Origin of the sequence: Sphingopyxis sp. Geo25 (assembly GCF_949769135.1) — a bacterium.
GTDB lineage: Bacteria > Pseudomonadota > Alphaproteobacteria > Sphingomonadales > Sphingomonadaceae > Sphingopyxis.
Genome location: NZ_CATKOZ010000001.1, coordinates 936,941 through 954,363, shown reverse-complemented (window position 1 = coordinate 954,363; position 17,423 = coordinate 936,941). Strand labels below are relative to the sequence as shown.

The window sequence follows — 17,423 nt, the reverse complement described above, 5'->3', positions numbered from 1 at the left end:
CCCCAGTGAATCGGTGCAAAAAGAGGCCGCATCGGTCAAAGAGACGAGCGGAGGGTCGGCGCGCGCGAAGCTGCGCCGACGAAACACGGAGACGGAATGATGGGCCATTATGGCGATCTTCAAACGCAGATCTATCAAGACGGGCTGCGCGGGATCCTTCCCGATTATCCGGTCGATTTCGCGACACTGGAACAGCGCGCGGAACATGCCCTTTCGCCCTCGATACTGAACTATGTGCAAGGCGGATGCGGCGACGAACATACGCAGCGCTCGAACGTCGACGCCTTCCATCACTGGGGCATGGTGCCGCGGATGCTTGTCGATTGTACGACGCGAGACCTGTCAGTCGATCTGTTCGGGATGAAGTTACCCTCCCCGATTTTCATGGCGCCGATCGGCGTGAACGGCGAAATGACACAGGATCGCCGCGGCGACATCGCGGCGGCAAAGGCATCGGCCTTGACCGGGGTGCCATTTTGCGCGTCGACGCTGTCGAACAGTCCGCTCGAAGAGGTAGCAAAGGCGGCGGGCGAGACGCCCGGATTCTTCCAGCTCTATACCCCGAAGAATGCGGATCTGGCCGAGAGTCTGATCCGCCGCGCCGAAGCCGCGGGTTACAAGGCTTTGGTCATCACGCTGGATACGTGGGTCACGGGATGGCGGCCGCGCGATCTCAACTCAGCCAATTTTCCGCAGCTTCGCGGCAAGGTGCTCGAGAATTATTTTTCGGACCCGGTCTTCCGATCGTTGCTGGCGCGCCCGCCCGAAGAGGACATCGCCGCTGCCGTTCAAGCCTGGGCGACACATTTCGGCAAGGTGCTGACCTGGAGCGACATCGGCTGGTTCAAGTCTATCACCCGCTTGCCGATCGTTTTGAAGGGCATCTGCCACCCCGACGACGCCAGAAAGGCCGTCGACCATGGCGTCGACGCCATCTATTGCTCCAACCACGGCGGCAGGCAGGCCAATGGCGGCATCGCGGCGATCGACATGCTGCCCGACGTGGTAGAGGCCGCCGGCGATACGCCGGTCTTGTTCGACAGCGGCGTCCGGTCGGGGAGCGACGTCGTGAAGGCGCTCGCGCTCGGAACGAAGGCCGTCGGGATCGGTCGCCCCTATGCCTATGGCCTTGCGATTGGCGGCGCGAATGGCGCCGCGCATGTGCTCCGGTCGATCCTCGCGGAAGCCGACTTGCTCATGGCGGTCAATGGCTATCCCACCATCAGGGCGGTGAGAGAGACGGGAGTGCAGCGAACCGCGGAATGATAACTTCGCGGCCGCTCTGCATCCACGGCCATTAATTTCGGAGTGTATGGCGCTTGTGGCCGTTTGCGGACATGCTGCTTTTGGCCGATAAATTCGGAAAGCGGACGTCTTGCGAAGGACGATGTCTCCGCAGTCAAAATTTGCGATGAAAGCTGACAAGATCGGCGTCCGGGTCACCATAGCCGCAGATGAGGCCGCGTAGCATCTGGGCCGCCATCATCGAGAAGGTTATGCCGTTCCCGCCATATCCCATCGCCGCATAGCAGTTCGGCATGCCCGGGATCCGTCCGATGGTCGGCGTGCCGACCGGACTGTCGCCGAAGCTGCCGGCCCAGCTGTGCGCGGGGGTCGCATCCACGCCCGGCAACAGAGCGGCGAGCTTTCGCGACAGCGTCGCGGTCTTGTCGGGCAGCTTGGCGTCGCGGAGCGCTGCATCGGCGATTTCCTCGTCCTCGCCGCCGCAGATGATTTCGCCCCGCGGGGTGGTCCGGATGTAGAGGTAGGGATCGGCGGCTTCCCAGATCATCGCGGCGGTCGGCCAGATCGCGCGAGGCTGCGGACGGGTCGCGATCGACCAGCTCGAGATGATCTTGTTCCCCTTGCGCGGGACGCCTTTCATCATTTCATAGCCTGTTGCGACGACCAGATGTCTCGCGCGGATGGCAGGACCGTCTTTGGAACGGAGCGTCACTCCCGCGTCGGTGGGTGCGACGTCGCAGATATCGACGGGGGCGTAGAGCCGCGCGCCGCGCGAAATCGCGACGTTCAAATAGCCGGCGGCCAGACGGCGCGGATCGGCCGAATAATTGCCGTAGCCGATGATCGCATGCCGACCCTTGATGCCATAGCGATCCTCGACCTGTGCGGGTTTGAGCAATTCGATTTCAAATCCGGCCCGGCGCCGCGCCTCGGCTTCGCGCGCCAGCCCCGCCGCATCGAGAATATTGCCGTCGAGATAGATCGAACCGCGCGTTGCGCCGTCGACGTCGAGGCCAAGCCGCTCAGTGCGTTCGCGCAGCGCGTCGACCGACTGGCGCGAGCGGCGCCAGATGCGTTCGGCTTTCTCGCGGCCGATCCGCGCGGCCATTTGATGCAGCGGCGTATCGATCTCATATTGCAGCATCGCGGTCGACGCCGCGGTCGAGCCGTCGGTGGGGCCGCGGCGATCGACGATCACGACATCCAACCCCGCGTCGGACAGCTGCTCGGCGATCAGCGCGCCCGATATGCCCGCACCGACCACCACGATGTCGCAAGCGACATCGCGGGTCAGCCGCTTTTCCTCAATGGCCGGACGACGCCGCGCCGACCAGATCGAGTGGCCGGTCCGGAGGTCACGATGATGGGTCGCCGATGCGCGGCTCACGAAAACCGGCGATCAGGCAAGATCGCGCACCTTGGCTTCGCGCGCCCAGTGGCGCCGCGTTCCAATGTCGGCGAATTTGTCGATCGCAACGATGCCACCGTCCTTTTCGACTCCCGCCTTGTCGAGCAGCAACTGCGTCGCCTCGTCATGCACGATCGTCTTGCAATGGCCATAGGCGTCCATGAACCACTGCACAGCGGCACCCTGCTTCGAGAGAAGCTTGGCCTGCTCGTCGGTCAGGATCGACGCGACCGCATCGAACAGCACCGAAGGCGAGCCCGCGAGTTGGCCGTCAGCCTTGAGCGTACCGCCCTTGACCTTTATCCCGCCGACTTTCGGCGCAACGAGGAACACGGCGCCGCCGGCGCTTTCGATGGCGCCCTTCAGCTTGTCGATCGCCGCCTTGTCCGACCCTTCGGCGAACAGGATCGCGACCTTGCGGCCTTCCATCGTGTCGTCGGCATTTTTCTGGATCGACAGCGCGTCGGACGGTTTGAGATCGACTGGCGCGCGCGCGGCCTTTTCCTTTGCGGGCAGGTCGATCGCCAGACCCGCGGCGACTCGCTTCGCCAGATCCTCGTCGATATTGCGAAGCTGTCCAACAACGCGAGCACGGACATGATCTAGCGTCACCTTCGACAGTTCGAACACCAGCGCCGAGGCAATATGCGCCTGCTCATTTTCGGTCTGCGACATGTAGAACAGCCGCGCCTGGCTGAAATGATCGGCGAAGAGTTCGGCGCGAATGCGCAGCTTCTGCGCCGGATCGTTCCGTTCGTCGTTGGTCTCGAAGGTCTTGAAGCCCGTCTCGGCGCTCGCCCGAGGACCGCCATTCTCTCCCGCCTCAGCCAGGCTGTTGGGTTCGTAATTGGCCCGCCCGGTCGGCACGAGCGTCTGCATCATCCCGTCACGCTGGAAATTGTGGAACGGGCATTTGGGCGCGTTGATCGGGATCTGGTGGAAATTGGTCGTCCCCAGCCGCGACTTCTGCGTGTCGAGATAGGAGAAGAGCCGGCCCTGCAACAGCGGATCGTTGCTGAAATCGATTCCCGGAATGATGTTCGACGGCAGGAAGGCAACCTGTTCGGTCTCGGCGAAGAAATTGTCGACGTTGCGGTTGAGCGTCATCCGGCCGACGATCTCGACGTGGATATCCTCCTCGGGGATCAGCTTGGTCGCGTCGAGCACGTCATAGGGCTGCTTCGCCGCAAAAGCCTCGTCGAAGACCTGCACGCCCAGATCCCACGCCGGGAAGTCGCCCGCGTCGATCGCCTCGAACAGGTCGCGGCGGTGGAAATCGGGGTCGGCCCCGGCGATCTTGACCGCTTCGTCCCACGTCGTCGACTGGATGCCTAGCACCGGCTTCCAATGGAATTTGACGAACTTTCCTTCGCCCTTTTCATTGACGAAGCGGAAGGTGTGGACACCGAAGCCCTCGATCATGCGCAGGCTGCGCGGGATCGTGCGGTCGGACATCGCCCACATGATCATGTGCATCGCCTCGGGCATCAGCCCGATGAAGTCCCAGAAAGTGTCGTGCGCGCTTGCGGCCTGCGGATAGCCGCGGTCGGCCTCCATCTTGACGCTATGGACGAGGTCGGGGAATTTCATCGCGTCCTGGATGAAGAAGACGGGGATATTGTTGCCGACGAGATCCCAGTTGCCACTGTCGGTATAGAACTTGACCGCGAAGCCGCGCACATCGCGCGGCGTATCGACCGACCCGGCACCGCCCGCGACGGTCGAGAAGCGGACGAAGACGGGGCAAGTTGCGCCCTCCTTTTGCAGGATCGACGCCTTGGTCAGCCCGGGAATCGCCTTGGTGCATTCGAACACGCCGTGCGCGCCCGAACCGCGGGCGTGGACGATCCGCTCGGGGATGCGCTCGTGGTCGAAGTGGAAGATTTTCTCGCGGAGGACGAAGTCCTCGAGCAGCGTCGGCCCGCGCTCGCCCGCGCGAAGCGAATTCTGGTTGTCTGAAATGCGATGGCCGAAATTGTCGGTCAAATAGGCTGCCGGGTCGGCGAGACCACCGACGTCCTGATGGAGTTCATCGCCGTTGCCCCGGCTGTCATCCGGCGCGATCTGACGCTCTCCCGGTTGATGGTCGCGAAGGGCGTGGTCGGTCGCAGGGGACGGCGCTTGCTTCTTGGCCATGATCGGTTCCTTGGATTTGAGGGATTTGCATCTTCAACCCCCCGCTCGCCCTTAGGTTTCGCCCCGCGCCCGCATTCTTTCCTATTTCTGGTCGACCATCACATCCCCGTCCTGTTCGCGGAGCCAGTTGTGGAGACGCGTCGCCGCCATCGCGGCCTGCCCGATCGCGACGCTGATCTGACCGAGACCTTCGATGACGTCGCCCGCGGCATAAACGCCGGGAAGCAGTCTATCCGAAAAAGCACCGAACGGGATGCAGCCCTTCGGATCGGTCAGCGGCCCCAGCATGACGGCAAGCTCGCTGCGCGGAGTCGATCCGAATGCCGGATAGAGCGTGTCGAACCGGCGCGGCCTGGCTTCGCCCTCGATCGCGACGAACATCGCCTCCTCGGTAGCGTCTAGGCGAAGAACCCGGCCTTCGAGAACGTCGACGCCGCTCGCTTCGAGTTCGGCCCGCTGCTTATCGGTCAGCGCCACCTGCCATTTCGGGATGAGCGTGACATTGCTCGAATATTGCCGCAGGAACATTGCCTCGGCCGCGCCATGGAGGTCGGAACCGAGGACCGCGATCGGCTCGTCGCTATGTTCGAAACCGTCGCAGATAGGGCAATAGCGAAGCACCCCGTTCCGAACCGCCGCGTTGTGATCGCCGCTGTCGAGCTTGGCGAGATCGGTTTCTACGCCGGTCGCGAGGATAAGGCCGCGCGCATCGATGGTCGCGCCGTCCGTGAGGCGGGCGCGAAAGCCCTCCTCATTTTGTCGTGGTGCGATGGCGTCGACTCGGGCCTCGAAAATCTCCGCCCCGTAACGCGTGGCATTGTCGCTCATGCGCGCGATGAGGTCGGCCCCGACGATGCCGTCCGGAAACCCGGGGATATTGCGCGACCGCGGCACCCAAAGGGCGCGCGAACCTCCGTCATGCACGACGCGTACTTTTCTCCGGTAGCGCGCGAGATACAGGGCGGCCGTCAGGCCCGCAGGCCCCGCGCCGACGATCAAGATCTCGGTCGCCGACCCTTCGCCGGCCGAAAGTGACGTCATCCTGTGGCCCGCGCCGAATAATCCATGGCGGCAAGGATTTCTGTTATCGCGACGAACGCAAAGCACACCGAGCTGTCGGCCACGCCATAAGGCAAAAAAATGTCGCCACCGACGCGGATCGCGCCGCAGGTGTAGACGACATTGGGGACATAGCCCTCGCGATCCTCGTCGGCGGCAGAAAGGATGGGGTTGGGGGTACGTCCGATCACCTTCGACGGATCGGCCTTGTCGAGCAGCACCGCACCGATCGCATATTTGCGCATCGCGCCGACGCCATGGGTCAGCACCAGCCAGCCCTCGTCCAGCTCGATCGGTGCGCCACAATTGCCGATCTGGATCAGTTCCCATGGAAAGCGTGGCTCGAGCAGCAACTCGCCGTCCTCCCACTGGTCGACCGCGTCCGAGCGCAGCAGATAGAGATTCTTGCCGTCCTGCCGGCCGATCATGCAGAATTGCCCGTCGATCTTGCGCGGGAACAACGCCATGCCCTTGTTGCGCCCCGCCTTGCCCTTGATCGGTGTTAGCGTAAAATCCCTGAAATCGCGGGTCCGGAGCAGTTCCGACTGGATGTCCCGGCCGCTGTACGCCGTGTAGGTGCCGATCCACTCGCTCTTGCCGCTGTCGCGCTCGAACTCGAGCAGCCGCAGATCCTCGAGACCGTTGCGCTGCGCCTCGGTGATCGGAAAGATCACGGTTCCCGACAGGGAGCTGTCCTTTTGACGATAAAGCGAGACGACATCGTCGGGCTTGTCCTCGCGATGCTGACCCAGCATCGCCGCGGTCGCAAAGCCCGGTTGCGGCAGCAGTGTCAGTTCGCGATCATGGGTAATGATGCCCTCGCGAAAGGCGATCGTCGAAATATGCCCCTCGCCGACCGCGCGCAGCGACAGGAGGATGCGGATGCTCCCTTCCTGCAACCCGCTTTGATCGGGATGACGCACGACGCTGGGGTTCATCAAAGCCGCGGCGGCATAGCTATATTCATGGCAGAAATAAGCGCCGATCAAGAGCCGCATCTCGCGCTTCAGTGTCAGGCCCTCGAGACCGAGCTTCGGTTCGATCTGCTCGAAACGATCCTCGAACACCTTCTCGATCTGCCAGTGCCGATCGGCGAAATCGCGCAGGACCACGGCGAGCTCGGCGCGCACGGTACGCGTGTCGAGCGCAACGATTTCGCGCGCCAGACGCTGCACGCGCTCGAGATCGGGACCCGATGCTTGCCATGCGAGGTGAAAGGGCCGCACGACGACGCGCGTCGGGTCGGCATGGAGCCGCAATTCATCCTGAACCAGATGCACCATAATCCCCTCAGTCGGCGTTGCGGATAAAATCCCGGATCGCGTATGTCGCATGCTGATAGGCAAGTATCGACTCCGCCCCTTCGTTGAGGTTCAGGCCGCGCGGGTTAATGCCATCCTTGCTGCTCCCGGTCAGCGGATCGCCAACGATCACACCGCGGTCGTTACGCCCGGAAAACCAGTCGTAAGCGCGCCGCGCGTGCGCCAGCCAGATATCGTCGCCGGTCACACCATAGGCGGCCGAAGCGGCATCGATCGCGGCCCAAATCTCGAGCGGCTGCTGATCGAATGGCCGCGGCAGCGCATAGGCATGGCCGAAGCTGTTGGACCCGACGGGGCGATGGTGACCATAAGGCGAAATCTGCGCATCGTTGATCCACCGCAGTGCTTCGACCCCGCACGCGGTAACATCCGCGCGCTCAAGTCGCACGCCTGCACGCAGCATCGCTTCGGGCAGGCGGCCATTGTCATAGGCAAGGACCGGTTCGAACCATCGCCAGTCCGGTCGCGCCGCGGCTTGATATAGCGCGATCAGCCGGTCGGCGCCGCTCCGCAATATCCGGTTCGCGAGATCATGCGCGGGTCGCGCGGCGAGCACGAAGTCGGCGCCGAGCATCGCGAAAGCGATCGCGCGCGGCGACTGGAACTCCAGCGCTGATGCCGCGGTGCGCTCGAACAGTTCATGCGCCCATTGCCGCAGACCGGGGTCGCGCGCGTCACGCCCCGTCGCGCCGAGCGCCCAGAGGGTTCGGCCGCAGCTGTCTTCGGACCCCACATCCTCGAGCCAGTTGCGTGAGAATCCCATGAAGTTGCGAAACTCGCCGCGGTCGGGGTTCCAGGCATGCTGTACGAACGCCGCAAAGACCGGGGTCAGTTGTCCGCACTTGCCGAGCGCATCGTCGTCGAGCCGATGCATCAGCATCAGCGCCCGCGCATTGTCATCGACGCAATAGCCGTGCGCGCGATCGGGGACCATATGAACGCTGTGCTGGAGGATGCCGGTGTCGTCGCAAATGCGCAGGAACCCATCGATACCGATATGCTCGGGAATAGGCGCAGCTTTCGGCACGACGCGGCTTTCCGCGATCAGCGAACAGGTCCGCTCCGCGAACACCGGCCAGATCATGTCGCGACTGCGGTCATAGGCGCGACGCTGCAGCGTGAGCAGCCGGTCGGCATCGCCGAGCAGATAGCGGATTTCGTTCGCGATCGCTTCGCTGTCGTTGAAGGGGACGAGCACGCCATGATCGTCGGCGAGGAGCTCGACCGCATGGACATAGGGTGTGGAGATCACGGCCTTGCCCAGCGCCATCGCATAGGCGAGTGTACCCGACGTCGATTGCTGCGCCCCGATGTAAGGCGTCACATAGATGTCCGCCGCCTCGATAAGATCGAGGAGGTCGTCGGTGTCCATGAACGCATTGATCCAGCGGATATGCGCATCGACCCCGAGCGAGACAGCGAGCGCCTGGAGCCGGCCGCGATAGGCCTCGCCTTCAAGCGCCAGCATATTGGGATGCGTCGCTCCAGCAATGCAGTAAACGAAGTCGGGGTGATCTTCGATGATCGCGGGCAATGCCTCGATGACCGCCTCGATCCCCTTGCCCGGCGACAAAAGACCGAAGGTCAGCGCGACCTGTTTGCCCGCAAAGCTGAACTGCGGCTTGAACTGCGACGCGCGGCCGAACGGGCGGTCAGGGACGCCATGTGCGATCATGGCGATCTGGTCGTCGTCGGCATGATAGACGCTTCGCAGCAGATCGTGCGAGCGCTCGGACATGACGATCAGCTTGGTCGCGCGCGCGACCAACCGCTCCATCACGCGGCGCTGATAGGCGTCAGGTTCGGCGAGCACCGTGTGAAGCGTGACGATCAGCGGTGCGGAAACACGATCCACCAGTTCCAGGATCATATCGCCCGCCAAGCCTCCAAAGAGGCCGAACTCGTGCTGCAGCCACACAATCTCGGCACAGCTCGCCTCGATTTGCCGGGCCGCCTCGACAAAGCTACCGGCGTCACCCTCTGTTATGACGCCGCGAACAACGGGGTCGAATATCGTGGGAACCGCGGCCGGCGCCATCGCATATACGTCGACCACAAGGTCGGGAGCAGCCTCGGCAAGCGATGAATGGATGTCGGTGGTGAAGGTGGCGATGCCACAGCGTCGCGGAAGAAAGCCGCCGACTAGTGCGATCCGGGCAGTATCCGAAGTTTTTGGCCGAAGCGTTTGGCACGCCTCAAAACCTTCATCGAACGATCTACGATCAAGCGTTTCGTACACAGGCATACCTTCCAAAAATGATGCGACAGAAGGCCTCACCCAGTATCTTGTCCTTTGCTTCGATACGCGCAGCCGGTCGCGAACATCAGAAAACAGAACAGCTCAGCGGCGCATTTGTTCCTATTGACCCACGCCTCGCGAGGGGCTTCGCAGGCCAATCCCGGTCATGCTAGCCAGACGGCAACGCCCCGCTCTCATTTCAGGCATGCGACGATAATTCTAATGATTCCGATCGCTTCTTCGGGATTGCGTACGGAGATTGTATCGAGGCCCAGCGCCTTCGCCGGATAATCATTGCCGTCCGGAAAGATCGCATCGCCGATAAAGAGCATCGCACCCAGTTCGACACCGCTGGCGCCGCTTAGCTTTGTCAGGCCATAGGCCTTGTCGACGCCCTCACGCGTGATGTCGATCGACGTCGCCCCGCCCATGTTAATCGACAGACCGGGCAGACGTTGGCGGAGCTCTGCCTGGATCACCTTGCGCTTGGCGAAGTCGGGATCCCATTTTTCCTTGGCATCGATCGGCGCTTCCTGACCCAAGGCCGAAAAGGTGATCTGACTTCCGCGATCCTCGATCCGTTCGCCCCAGACCGTTTCGGGAACGAACCCGGTCGCCAGCAGCGCCGCATCGAAGGCTTCGAATATGCGTCGCTTCTCCGCATCGGCAAAGATTTCGGCATAGCGCGCCTGCCACGCGCCCGAGCGGAACGTATAGAGCTTGGTACCGGTTGTCGGCATGAGCCAGAGCCGGGCAAGGTCCGCGCGCTCTGGAAGGCGCGTCGCCACCTGTTTTTCGAACTGCGGCCAGTCGCCACCGGATATCACCGCAACATCTGCCACGCCGAGGAGATCGGCAAGCGCCTCACCCATCGCGGGTTCCATCGGCTGCTTGCTTTCGGCAAGCGTTCCATCAAGATCGAAGGCAATCAGCCGTTTCATGTAGGCGTCGCTCCGCGCCCGTCGCTCGCCGAGTCCCGCTGCCGCCGCGCGGCGGCTTTGGCATCGGCAAGGTTCGAATAGCAATAATCGCCCACCGCGAATTGTTCGACATAGGTCCGGACGATGCCATCATCCTCGTCGTCCGGTGGACGCAGGCCTCCGCCCTCGCCTTCCCACGCCGAACGTGACGCAGCTTCATCGATCGCGGCGGCGAGAGGGCCGTCCTCCACGCCCAGCGAGCGATAAAAGTCGCGCCCGACGGCCAGAAGGGTGGCGCGAATGTCGAAGACTGGATCGTCAGCTCCGTCGCTTCCGGCAGCGCGATGTTGGTGTGTCGCCTTTTCGAAGGCCTTCGCCATGAGCAATTCGGCGATCAGTACGTCACTGACCAGATCGTCCGGCGCTTCAACGGCGCCGGCAGGCGATACAGCGAGATCGGCGATAGCCTCGGCATCGCCGCTCAAGCCGCGCCGCTCGCGATACTCGTTGATCCGTTTGGCATAATAGCGCGGCAGGTCAAAGTTTGGCATCGCCTGCCCATCGCGTCGCGCTTGGCTCACGGCCATCAACGCCATCTGATGGTGGTGGAGAAGTTGGTTGAGGTCCATGATTTTGCTCCTTCAGCGGGAGCGCAATGGTCTCTCAGTCGCCAGCACGAGGTGGAAGCGGGCGATGTTACGGAAGTGGGGTCACAGGCTTCCGATTGCAATGAGCAGACATTTATAATTGTAGCCGACCGACGACAGCCTAATCATATGTCTCGACTTCCTACGGAATAGGCGTAGCGTTCAACCGGCAGCGACTTTCTACGCGACCCGGAAAGTCGATGGGGCTTCCTTTGGTCACGAACGCAGAGGATGGAAGGGCTTCGCGGTAGCGAAGCCCTTTTGCCCGAGTTGCTGGGGCGTCATGCGAAACATCGGCCGTTAGGAGACTTTCGGCTTTTGGTGGACAAATGACGAGAGCGGACGTTTGCAGGCAAGCGTTCGCTGTCGAGGAAAAAGATCATTGCGGTACTATCGATGCCTCCAAGGCGCTTCAGAACCGCATCGTTAGCGCGATGCCGCCGCTCTTGGTGTCACCCCAAGGAAGTACCTGGACGCGATCATTGGCCTTGCGCGTAATCAGGAAACCGGAAGCTTCTCCGATCGCTGCACCGACCAGCACATCATGGACATGATGCTTGTTCGCCTCAACACGGCTCAGACCGACAAAGGCTGCGACCAATTGCGCGGGCACGCCTACCTTCCAGCCGTATCGATTCTGCAACGTCGCCGCTGCGGCAAAGGACACCGACGTGTGTCCCGACGGGAAGCTCTTGTTGTCGCTACCGTCGGGGCGGCGCTCCGGAAACGCTTCCTTGAGCCCGTAGGACAGGCCGCCGGCGACGACGACGCTGCCGCCAGCCTGCAATGCGCCGTCCCAATCGCCCTGCACGGCGGGCACGCCAAACGCCGCGACGACGAGCGCGTCGCGCGCGATCGAACCGGCATCGTCCCAGCTCTTGTCGCTGGCATGGGCTGGCGCTGCGATCGACAACAAAGTCGCAGCGCCGACGAAAGTCAGTAATTTATGCATAGCAATATCCCTCGTTTCGAGGACCAAAGGGGCCCGTACACGGCAAGCAAAGCCCCTTGACTGCCAAGCGCGATATTAGACCGGCGGATATGCAAAGCAAGGACTTGCGACCACGCCGCGCAGGGTAGCGCGCGCTGATACTTTTTTCCGCGATTGCATTTTTCCGACTGTGGAGGTGGCGGCGCGGCGGCGTCGTTCGTGTGAGTGCAAGGAGATATGCATGTCGCACCACGCAGAATTGCAGATGATCGGCCACCGCTATCGCGAAGCCTTCGGGGCCAACCTTTCGCCGAACTTTGCCGCCTATATCAGTTGCCGTACCGAGCGGGAATCGACGGCAGCGCTTGGCTATGCCCGCGCCGGGACCGATCCGCTCTTTCTAGAAGTCTATCTGGATCAGCCGGTCGAAGCACTGGTGAGCGCGGCTCATTCGCGCCCCGTCGCGCGGACCGAGATCATCGAGATCGGCAATTTCGCTGCAGTCAGCCCGCAGGCGATGATCCTGCTGTGGGGCGCCGCGGCGAACGACCTGTCGGCGCTCGGCGAGGTTGCGGTCGCCACCCTGACGCGTCCTTTGCGGCACATGTTCCGGCGCATCGGCGTACCGATCGTCGATATCGCCGAAGCGTGTCCCGACCGGCTCGGACCAGCGGCGGCCGACTGGGGCGGCTATTTCGATCAGGATCCCCGGATTTGCACCGGCGTCATTTCGGACGGTCAGCACGCCATCAACGCCTTTCTCGACCGCCGATTTCGCCGTGAGGTTGCCTGACATGCCGTTATTCCAAGCCATTGCCGCCCACGCCGCAGCCGATCCTCAGCGCATTGCACTCGATGCACTCGATGGTGCTCCGATCACTTACGGCGCCTTGTGGGCTGAGCTGGGCGAGCGGTCGCTCGCTATGATGGCTCGGTTTGAGACCGACCGCGCAGTCGCGTTACAAAGCGATCACGGCGCGGAAACGTCAATCGTCGAACTCGCCCTGCTCCGAGCGAAGATCCCGGTGCTGTCGTTGCCAGCCTTTTTCACCCGCGAGCAATCGCGCCACGCCATCGCCCTCTGCGGCGCCGATCCCGACCCGATACAAAGCCCCTCGGGAACGGCCCGGTCCCGCAGGTCCGCGTCCGTCCCGCTGCCACGCGGGACGGCGCGGATCACCTTCACCTCGGGATCGACGGGCACGCCGAAGGGCATCTGCCTCTCCGCCGATCATATGCTTACCGTGGCGCAATCGATCGTCGCAGCTGTGGGCGCCGAACATGCGGGGCGGCATCTCGCGCTCTTGCCGCCCGGTATTCTTTTGGAGACCGTTGCCGGCTTCTTCCCGACGCTGCTCGCAGGCGGCTGCTATGTCTGTCCGCCGCAGGCAATGATCGGCTTCGCCGATCCCTTTCGCCCCGATTTCGTCAAGGCGGCGACGATCATCGCCGAACAGCGCATCACCTCGCTGATCCTCGTTCCCGAATATCTTGAGGGACTGGTTCGCGTCATGGAGACGACGGGCCTTCGCCTGCCGCTCCTGACGCTCGTCGCGGTCGGCGGTGCGCGGACATCGATCCCCTTGATGGACCGCGCCCGCCGGCTAGGCCTGCCCATCCGGCAGGGCTATGGCCTGACCGAATGCGCGTCGGTCGTCTCGCTTCAGGACGCAGGCGACGACGATCCGTCTTCGGTCGGCCGTTGCCTGCCCCACATGACCGTACGGGTCGCCGACGATGGCGAAATCATCCTTGACGGCCCGGTCTGCCTTGGCGCGGTGGGCGGCGAAGCGCCCGGATCGCCGCTCCAAACCGGCGATATCGGTTCCATCGACAGCGATGGACGACTTCATATCGAGGGTCGTAAATCGAACCTGATCATCACCAGTTTCGGCCGCAATATTTCGCCGGAATGGGTCGAGGCCGCGCTGGTCGAGCAGCCCGAAGTCATGCAGGCGATGGTTTATGGCGACGGGTTGCCGACGCCGGCCGCATTGCTGGTGCCAAGCCATCCCGACGCCGATCTCGCGGCAGCGGTCGCACGAGCAAATGAGAAGCTGCCCGCTTATGCCCAGATAAGCGCGTGGCGCGAGGCCGCGCACTTCACGCCGATGAACGGACAACTGACGGGCAATGGCCGCCTGCGCCGCGCTGCAATCGCCGCCGCCTATTTGAATGGTCCGCCCCTTTTCTTCACCGAGCTAGAAGCGCGCACCGTCCGCGAACGGCTGCGCTTCCTCGCAGTTCCGCAATTACAGGCGGGCCTCAACGGCACGATCAGTCGCGGCGCCTATCTCGATTATCTGGAGCAGGCCTATCACCATGTTCGCCACACTGTCCCTCTGATGCAGGCCGCGCGCGCACGGCTGACCGATCGCGCCGATATCGTCGCCGCGCTCGACGATTATATCGCCGAGGAAACCGGGCATGAGGAATGGATCTTGTCCGATATCGCAGCAGCAGGCGGCGATGCCGAGGCTGTGCGCGCCAGCAAGCCGGGACCGGCCACGGCGGCGATGGTCGATCACGCCTATGCCCGGATCGCGAACGGCAATGCGATGGCCTTTTTCGGGATGGTCTATGTGCTCGAAAGCGTCAGCGTCGCCTTCGCGACACGTGGGGCCGCGGCGGTCGCCAAGAAGCTCGGTCTTCCCCCGCAAGCCTTCACCTATTTGACCTCGCACGGTGCGCTTGACCAGGAGCATATGACCTTCTTCGCCAATCTGGTGAACGGGCTCGACGATCCCGCGGACCGCGACGCCATCCTGTCGATGGCGCAGGAGATATTCGGCCTGTTCGGCGGCATCTTTGCTGCGATCGAACTGGAGCCCGCGCATGCGCACGCTTGAAGGCAAACGCGTCGCGATCACCGGCGCCGCGGGCGGGCTCGGCACGCCCGTCGCGCGCTTGCTCGCTGCGGCGGGCGCGCAGACGATCGGCATCGACCGTATCGAAAGCGTGGCCTGCGACGCCAATATCGTCACCGACCTCGCAGACGACATCGCGCTCGCGTCGCTCATCGACCGGCTCGCGGACGACCCGCCCGACATCCTGGTCAATATCGCCGGCATCCAGCGCTTCGGCCTGCACGAGAGCCAACCGGTCGAGGCGCTCGCTCTATGCTACCGCGTCAACCTGCTCGTCCCGGCGGTGCTGGCGCGCGCGGTGGCGGGACCGATGCGACGGCGCGGTCATGGCCAGATCGTCAACATCGGATCGGTGCTGGGGTCGATCCCCTATCCGTGGTTCGCGGCCTATTCGAGCAGCAAGGCAGGCCTCGCCGCGCTGAGCCAAGGATTGCGGCGCGAACTAGGCGGCACCGGGGTCACCGTCACCCACATCAATCCGCGCGCCGCACGCACGGCCTTCAACAATGCCGACGTCAACCGCTTCCTCGAAATCACGGGGATGAAGGCCGATGCGCCCGACTGGGTGGCCGAGCGTATCGTCGCGGCGATCCTGGCCAAGCGCGCGACAGTCAACGTCGGCCTGATCGAGCGCGTCTATGCGGCGCTCAATGCCGTGTCTCCAGCGCTGATCGATTCCGGCCTGGCGCCCCAGATCAAGCGCGCTCGCGCCGAATTTTCGTGACCCAAGACAAAGGAGCATAAGATGAACAAGCGTCTCACCCTTTCGAGCACCGTCGCCGCAATCCTTCTCGCCACGATGCCGGTCGCCGCTCTCGCCGGCGTCACCGAGGATGTAAAATCGATCAACGACGGCTGGGCGCATATCGTCTACGAAGTGCGCGGATCGAGCACCCAGACCAAAGCGCTTGATGCGCTCGCGAAACAGGCCGCGCAGATCGTTGCGCGCAATCCGGGCAAAGCCGAACCGCTGTTGTGGCAGGGGATCGTCACCAGCGAGCAGGCCAATCGCGCGAATTTCCTGCACAAGCTCGGGCTCGCCACCAAGGCGCGCGATATCATCGCCCGCGCCTATGCGATCAATCCGCGCGCGGCCAATGGCGGCGCCGCGATGAGTCTCGGCGTCCTCTACTACAAGGTGCCCGGATCACCGATCGGCTTTGGCGACGATGACAAGGCGCGCAAGCTGCTCAAGGAAGCGCTGGCGCTCGATCCCGGCGGGCTCGACGCCAATTATTTCTACGGCGACTTTCTGCTCGACCAAGGCGATACCAAGGGCGCGCGACTGTTCCTGCAAAAGGCGTTACGCGCGCCGCACGATGCAACTCGCCCGGTGTGGGACGCCGGTCGCCGCCGCGAGGTTCAGACGCTGCTCGCCAAGGCCCAGTAGGGCCATGGCGCTGGCGACAGCATTTGCCGGACAGCTCGCGCGGCCGCACGGCGCGGCCGGGCGGTTCGTCGGCCTTGCCATGGACCTGGCGAACCGCAAGCCGACCCGGCTCGCGCTCGATCTGCTCGCGCCGCGCGCGGGTGAGCATATCCTCGATGTCGGGTGCGGCACCGGTTCGGCGCTCGTCGCTTTGCGGCGACGCGCCGCTGCGCGCGTCACCGGGGTCGATCCATCCGACCTGATGGCGCGCATGGCCGCCGCGCGGCTCGATGGCGTCGGCACGGTGCATCGCGCGAGTTTGGAGACGATGTGTTTTCCCGATGCAAGTTTCGACGCCGCGCTGCTCCTTAACATGCTCTACTTCTGCAAGGCGGACGGGATTGCGCTCGCTCGCCTGCATCGGACCCTCAAACCGGGTGGGCGGGTGGTTGCTTATGTCACCCATCGCGACGCAATGCGCGGCTGGTCGTTCACCCGCGCCGGCCTTCACCGGCTCTATGACGAAAGCGCGCTTTTCGATGTCTTCGTCGCTGCGGGATTTGCGCATGATTGTATTTCAGTGCAAGCGCAGCCGATAACAAAGTCTGTTAAGGGGCTTTTCGCCATTGCGACCCGATGATTTTCGGCGCGGCGCCCCCGGTCGGGAGACAGTTGCCGCAATGGAGCCGACTGCTGGTCTCGCATCACTGTTCGATCGGCATCGCGGCGAATTGCTGCGGTTCTTGCGCGCGCGCTGCGGCAACGCCGACGATGCCGACGACTGTTTGCAGGAATTGTGGCTGAGGGCCGCCAACAGTCCAAGCGGTCCGGTAGCCAATGGGCGCGCCTATCTGTTTCGCATGGCGAACAATCTTTTGCTCGATCGGCGCCGGGGTCAGTATCGCGCGATGCAGCGCGACCGGCGTTGGCTGGAAGGCGATGGCGAAGCCGTGGCAAGCGAACTACGTGCCGATCCGGCGCTTCCCCCCGATGAAATATTGGCGCGGCAGCAGGAAGCCGACTTTCTGGCGCAGGCAATCGCAGCGCTGCCTCCGGGAGCGCAGCGCGCCTTGCGACTGCACCGCTTCGATGGGCACGGTCAGGCGGAAGTTGCAACCATCATGGGCATTAGCCGCAGCGGCGTAGAGAAACATCTTGCGCTTGCGATGAGACATTTGCGCGATGCGCTGGCCGACTGCGGATTTTTCGACGCCGCGGCGTTACAGTGGCAGGGGCGGTCAGACGCGGCCAGGCCGCGACCGGATGAAAAGCTATGAATG

At 63.4% G+C, this 17,423-nt stretch carries 15 protein-coding genes; 7 read left to right on the top strand and 8 right to left on the bottom strand.

All coding sequences use genetic code 11. The features are described 5' to 3' along the window. Positions 1-96: 96 nt before the first annotated feature. On the top strand, positions 97-1,266 hold the full coding sequence (locus QOL68_RS04815; protein ID WP_282947434.1) for an alpha-hydroxy-acid oxidizing protein: 1,170 nt from the start codon (positions 97-99) through the stop codon (positions 1,264-1,266). 133 nt (positions 1,267-1,399) lie between these two features. Here the strand turns inward: QOL68_RS04815 and QOL68_RS04810 are convergent, their stop codons facing one another. From QOL68_RS04810 to QOL68_RS04775, 8 genes are all read right to left on the bottom strand, one after another. After that, positions 1,400-2,632, bottom strand: coding sequence for an NAD(P)/FAD-dependent oxidoreductase (locus tag QOL68_RS04810; protein WP_282947432.1), 1,233 nt, complete (start codon positions 2,630-2,632; stop codon positions 1,400-1,402). A 12-nt stretch (positions 2,633-2,644) separates the two neighbouring features. Continuing rightward, on the bottom strand, positions 2,645-4,789 hold the full coding sequence (locus tag QOL68_RS04805; RefSeq protein WP_282947430.1) for a catalase: 2,145 nt from the start codon (positions 4,787-4,789) through the stop codon (positions 2,645-2,647). A gap of 81 nt (positions 4,790-4,870) precedes the next feature. Then, positions 4,871-5,830, bottom strand: coding sequence for an NAD(P)/FAD-dependent oxidoreductase (locus QOL68_RS04800; protein ID WP_282947428.1), 960 nt, complete (start codon positions 5,828-5,830; stop codon positions 4,871-4,873). Next, positions 5,827-7,131 (bottom strand): glycoside hydrolase family 130 protein, encoded by a 1,305-nt coding sequence (locus QOL68_RS04795; protein WP_204994379.1) that lies wholly within the window; start codon positions 7,129-7,131, stop codon positions 5,827-5,829. Before QOL68_RS04795 ends, QOL68_RS04800 begins: the two co-directional genes overlap by 4 nt. Before the next feature lie 7 nt (positions 7,132-7,138). Beyond that, positions 7,139-9,226, bottom strand: a complete 2,088-nt coding sequence (locus tag QOL68_RS04790; protein ID WP_282947425.1) for a glycosyltransferase family 4 protein — start codon at positions 9,224-9,226, stop codon at positions 7,139-7,141. Between the two features lie 377 nt (positions 9,227-9,603). Further along, positions 9,604-10,350, bottom strand: coding sequence for an HAD-IIB family hydrolase (locus tag QOL68_RS04785; protein ID WP_282947423.1), 747 nt, complete (start codon positions 10,348-10,350; stop codon positions 9,604-9,606). Continuing rightward, positions 10,347-10,958 carry a hypothetical protein gene (locus QOL68_RS04780; RefSeq protein WP_282947421.1) on the bottom strand — a complete coding sequence of 204 codons (612 nt, stop codon included), beginning with the start codon at positions 10,956-10,958 and terminating at the stop codon, positions 10,347-10,349. Before QOL68_RS04780 ends, QOL68_RS04785 begins: the two co-directional genes overlap by 4 nt. A gap of 430 nt (positions 10,959-11,388) precedes the next feature. Next, positions 11,389-11,928: a phosphatase PAP2 family protein gene (locus tag QOL68_RS04775; protein ID WP_282947418.1), complete on the bottom strand. Its 540-nt coding sequence runs from the start codon at positions 11,926-11,928 to the stop codon at positions 11,389-11,391. Between the two features lie 220 nt (positions 11,929-12,148). Here QOL68_RS04775 and QOL68_RS04770 point away from each other — a divergent pair, with 220 nt between their 5' ends. The 6 genes from QOL68_RS04770 to QOL68_RS04745 all read left to right on the top strand — a co-directional run bounded on the left by QOL68_RS04770 (position 12,149) and on the right by QOL68_RS04745 (position 17,420). Further along, complete coding sequence (locus QOL68_RS04770; RefSeq protein ID WP_058454206.1) at positions 12,149-12,700, top strand: thermostable hemolysin; 552 nt, start codon at positions 12,149-12,151, stop codon at positions 12,698-12,700. Between the two features lie 133 nt (positions 12,701-12,833). Then, positions 12,834-14,756: an AMP-binding protein gene (locus QOL68_RS04765; RefSeq protein WP_282947415.1), complete on the top strand. Its 1,923-nt coding sequence runs from the start codon at positions 12,834-12,836 to the stop codon at positions 14,754-14,756. After that, positions 14,743-15,498, top strand: coding sequence for an SDR family NAD(P)-dependent oxidoreductase (locus tag QOL68_RS04760; protein WP_282947413.1), 756 nt, complete (start codon positions 14,743-14,745; stop codon positions 15,496-15,498). The genes QOL68_RS04765 and QOL68_RS04760 overlap by 14 nt, the downstream gene beginning before the upstream one ends. A gap of 21 nt (positions 15,499-15,519) precedes the next feature. Next, positions 15,520-16,164: a tetratricopeptide repeat protein gene (locus tag QOL68_RS04755; RefSeq protein ID WP_282947411.1), complete on the top strand. Its 645-nt coding sequence runs from the start codon at positions 15,520-15,522 to the stop codon at positions 16,162-16,164. Positions 16,165-16,168: 4 nt separating this feature from the next. Further along, positions 16,169-16,783: a class I SAM-dependent methyltransferase gene (locus QOL68_RS04750; RefSeq protein ID WP_058454210.1), complete on the top strand. Its 615-nt coding sequence runs from the start codon at positions 16,169-16,171 to the stop codon at positions 16,781-16,783. Further along, a complete protein-coding gene (locus QOL68_RS04745; RefSeq protein ID WP_282947408.1) occupies positions 16,770-17,420 on the top strand; it encodes an RNA polymerase sigma factor in 651 nt (216 codons plus the stop codon). Before QOL68_RS04750 ends, QOL68_RS04745 begins: the two co-directional genes overlap by 14 nt. Positions 17,421-17,423: the final 3 nt, after the last annotated feature.

Bases quoted from the DNA above. Each gene is read 5' to 3' on its own strand.
- QOL68_RS04815 (WP_282947434.1), top strand. From the start codon at position 97: ATGATGGGCCATTATGGCGATCTTCAAACGCAGATCTATCAAGACGGG.
- QOL68_RS04805 (WP_282947430.1), bottom strand. From the start codon at position 4,789: ATGGCCAAGAAGCAAGCGCCGTCCCCTGCGACCGACCACGCCCTTCGC.
- QOL68_RS04800 (WP_282947428.1), bottom strand. From the start codon at position 5,830: ATGACGTCACTTTCGGCCGGCGAAGGGTCGGCGACCGAGATCTTGATC.
- QOL68_RS04795 (WP_204994379.1), bottom strand. From the start codon at position 7,131: ATGGTGCATCTGGTTCAGGATGAATTGCGGCTCCATGCCGACCCGACG.
- QOL68_RS04785 (WP_282947423.1), bottom strand. From the start codon at position 10,350: ATGAAACGGCTGATTGCCTTCGATCTTGATGGAACGCTTGCCGAAAGC.
- QOL68_RS04780 (WP_282947421.1), bottom strand. From the start codon at position 10,958: ATGGACCTCAACCAACTTCTCCACCACCATCAGATGGCGTTGATGGCC.
- QOL68_RS04775 (WP_282947418.1), bottom strand. From the start codon at position 11,928: ATGCATAAATTACTGACTTTCGTCGGCGCTGCGACTTTGTTGTCGATC.
- QOL68_RS04770 (WP_058454206.1), top strand. From the start codon at position 12,149: ATGTCGCACCACGCAGAATTGCAGATGATCGGCCACCGCTATCGCGAA.
- QOL68_RS04765 (WP_282947415.1), top strand. From the start codon at position 12,834: ATGGCTCGGTTTGAGACCGACCGCGCAGTCGCGTTACAAAGCGATCAC.
- QOL68_RS04760 (WP_282947413.1), top strand. From the start codon at position 14,743: ATGCGCACGCTTGAAGGCAAACGCGTCGCGATCACCGGCGCCGCGGGC.
- QOL68_RS04755 (WP_282947411.1), top strand. From the start codon at position 15,520: ATGAACAAGCGTCTCACCCTTTCGAGCACCGTCGCCGCAATCCTTCTC.
- QOL68_RS04750 (WP_058454210.1), top strand. From the start codon at position 16,169: ATGGCGCTGGCGACAGCATTTGCCGGACAGCTCGCGCGGCCGCACGGC.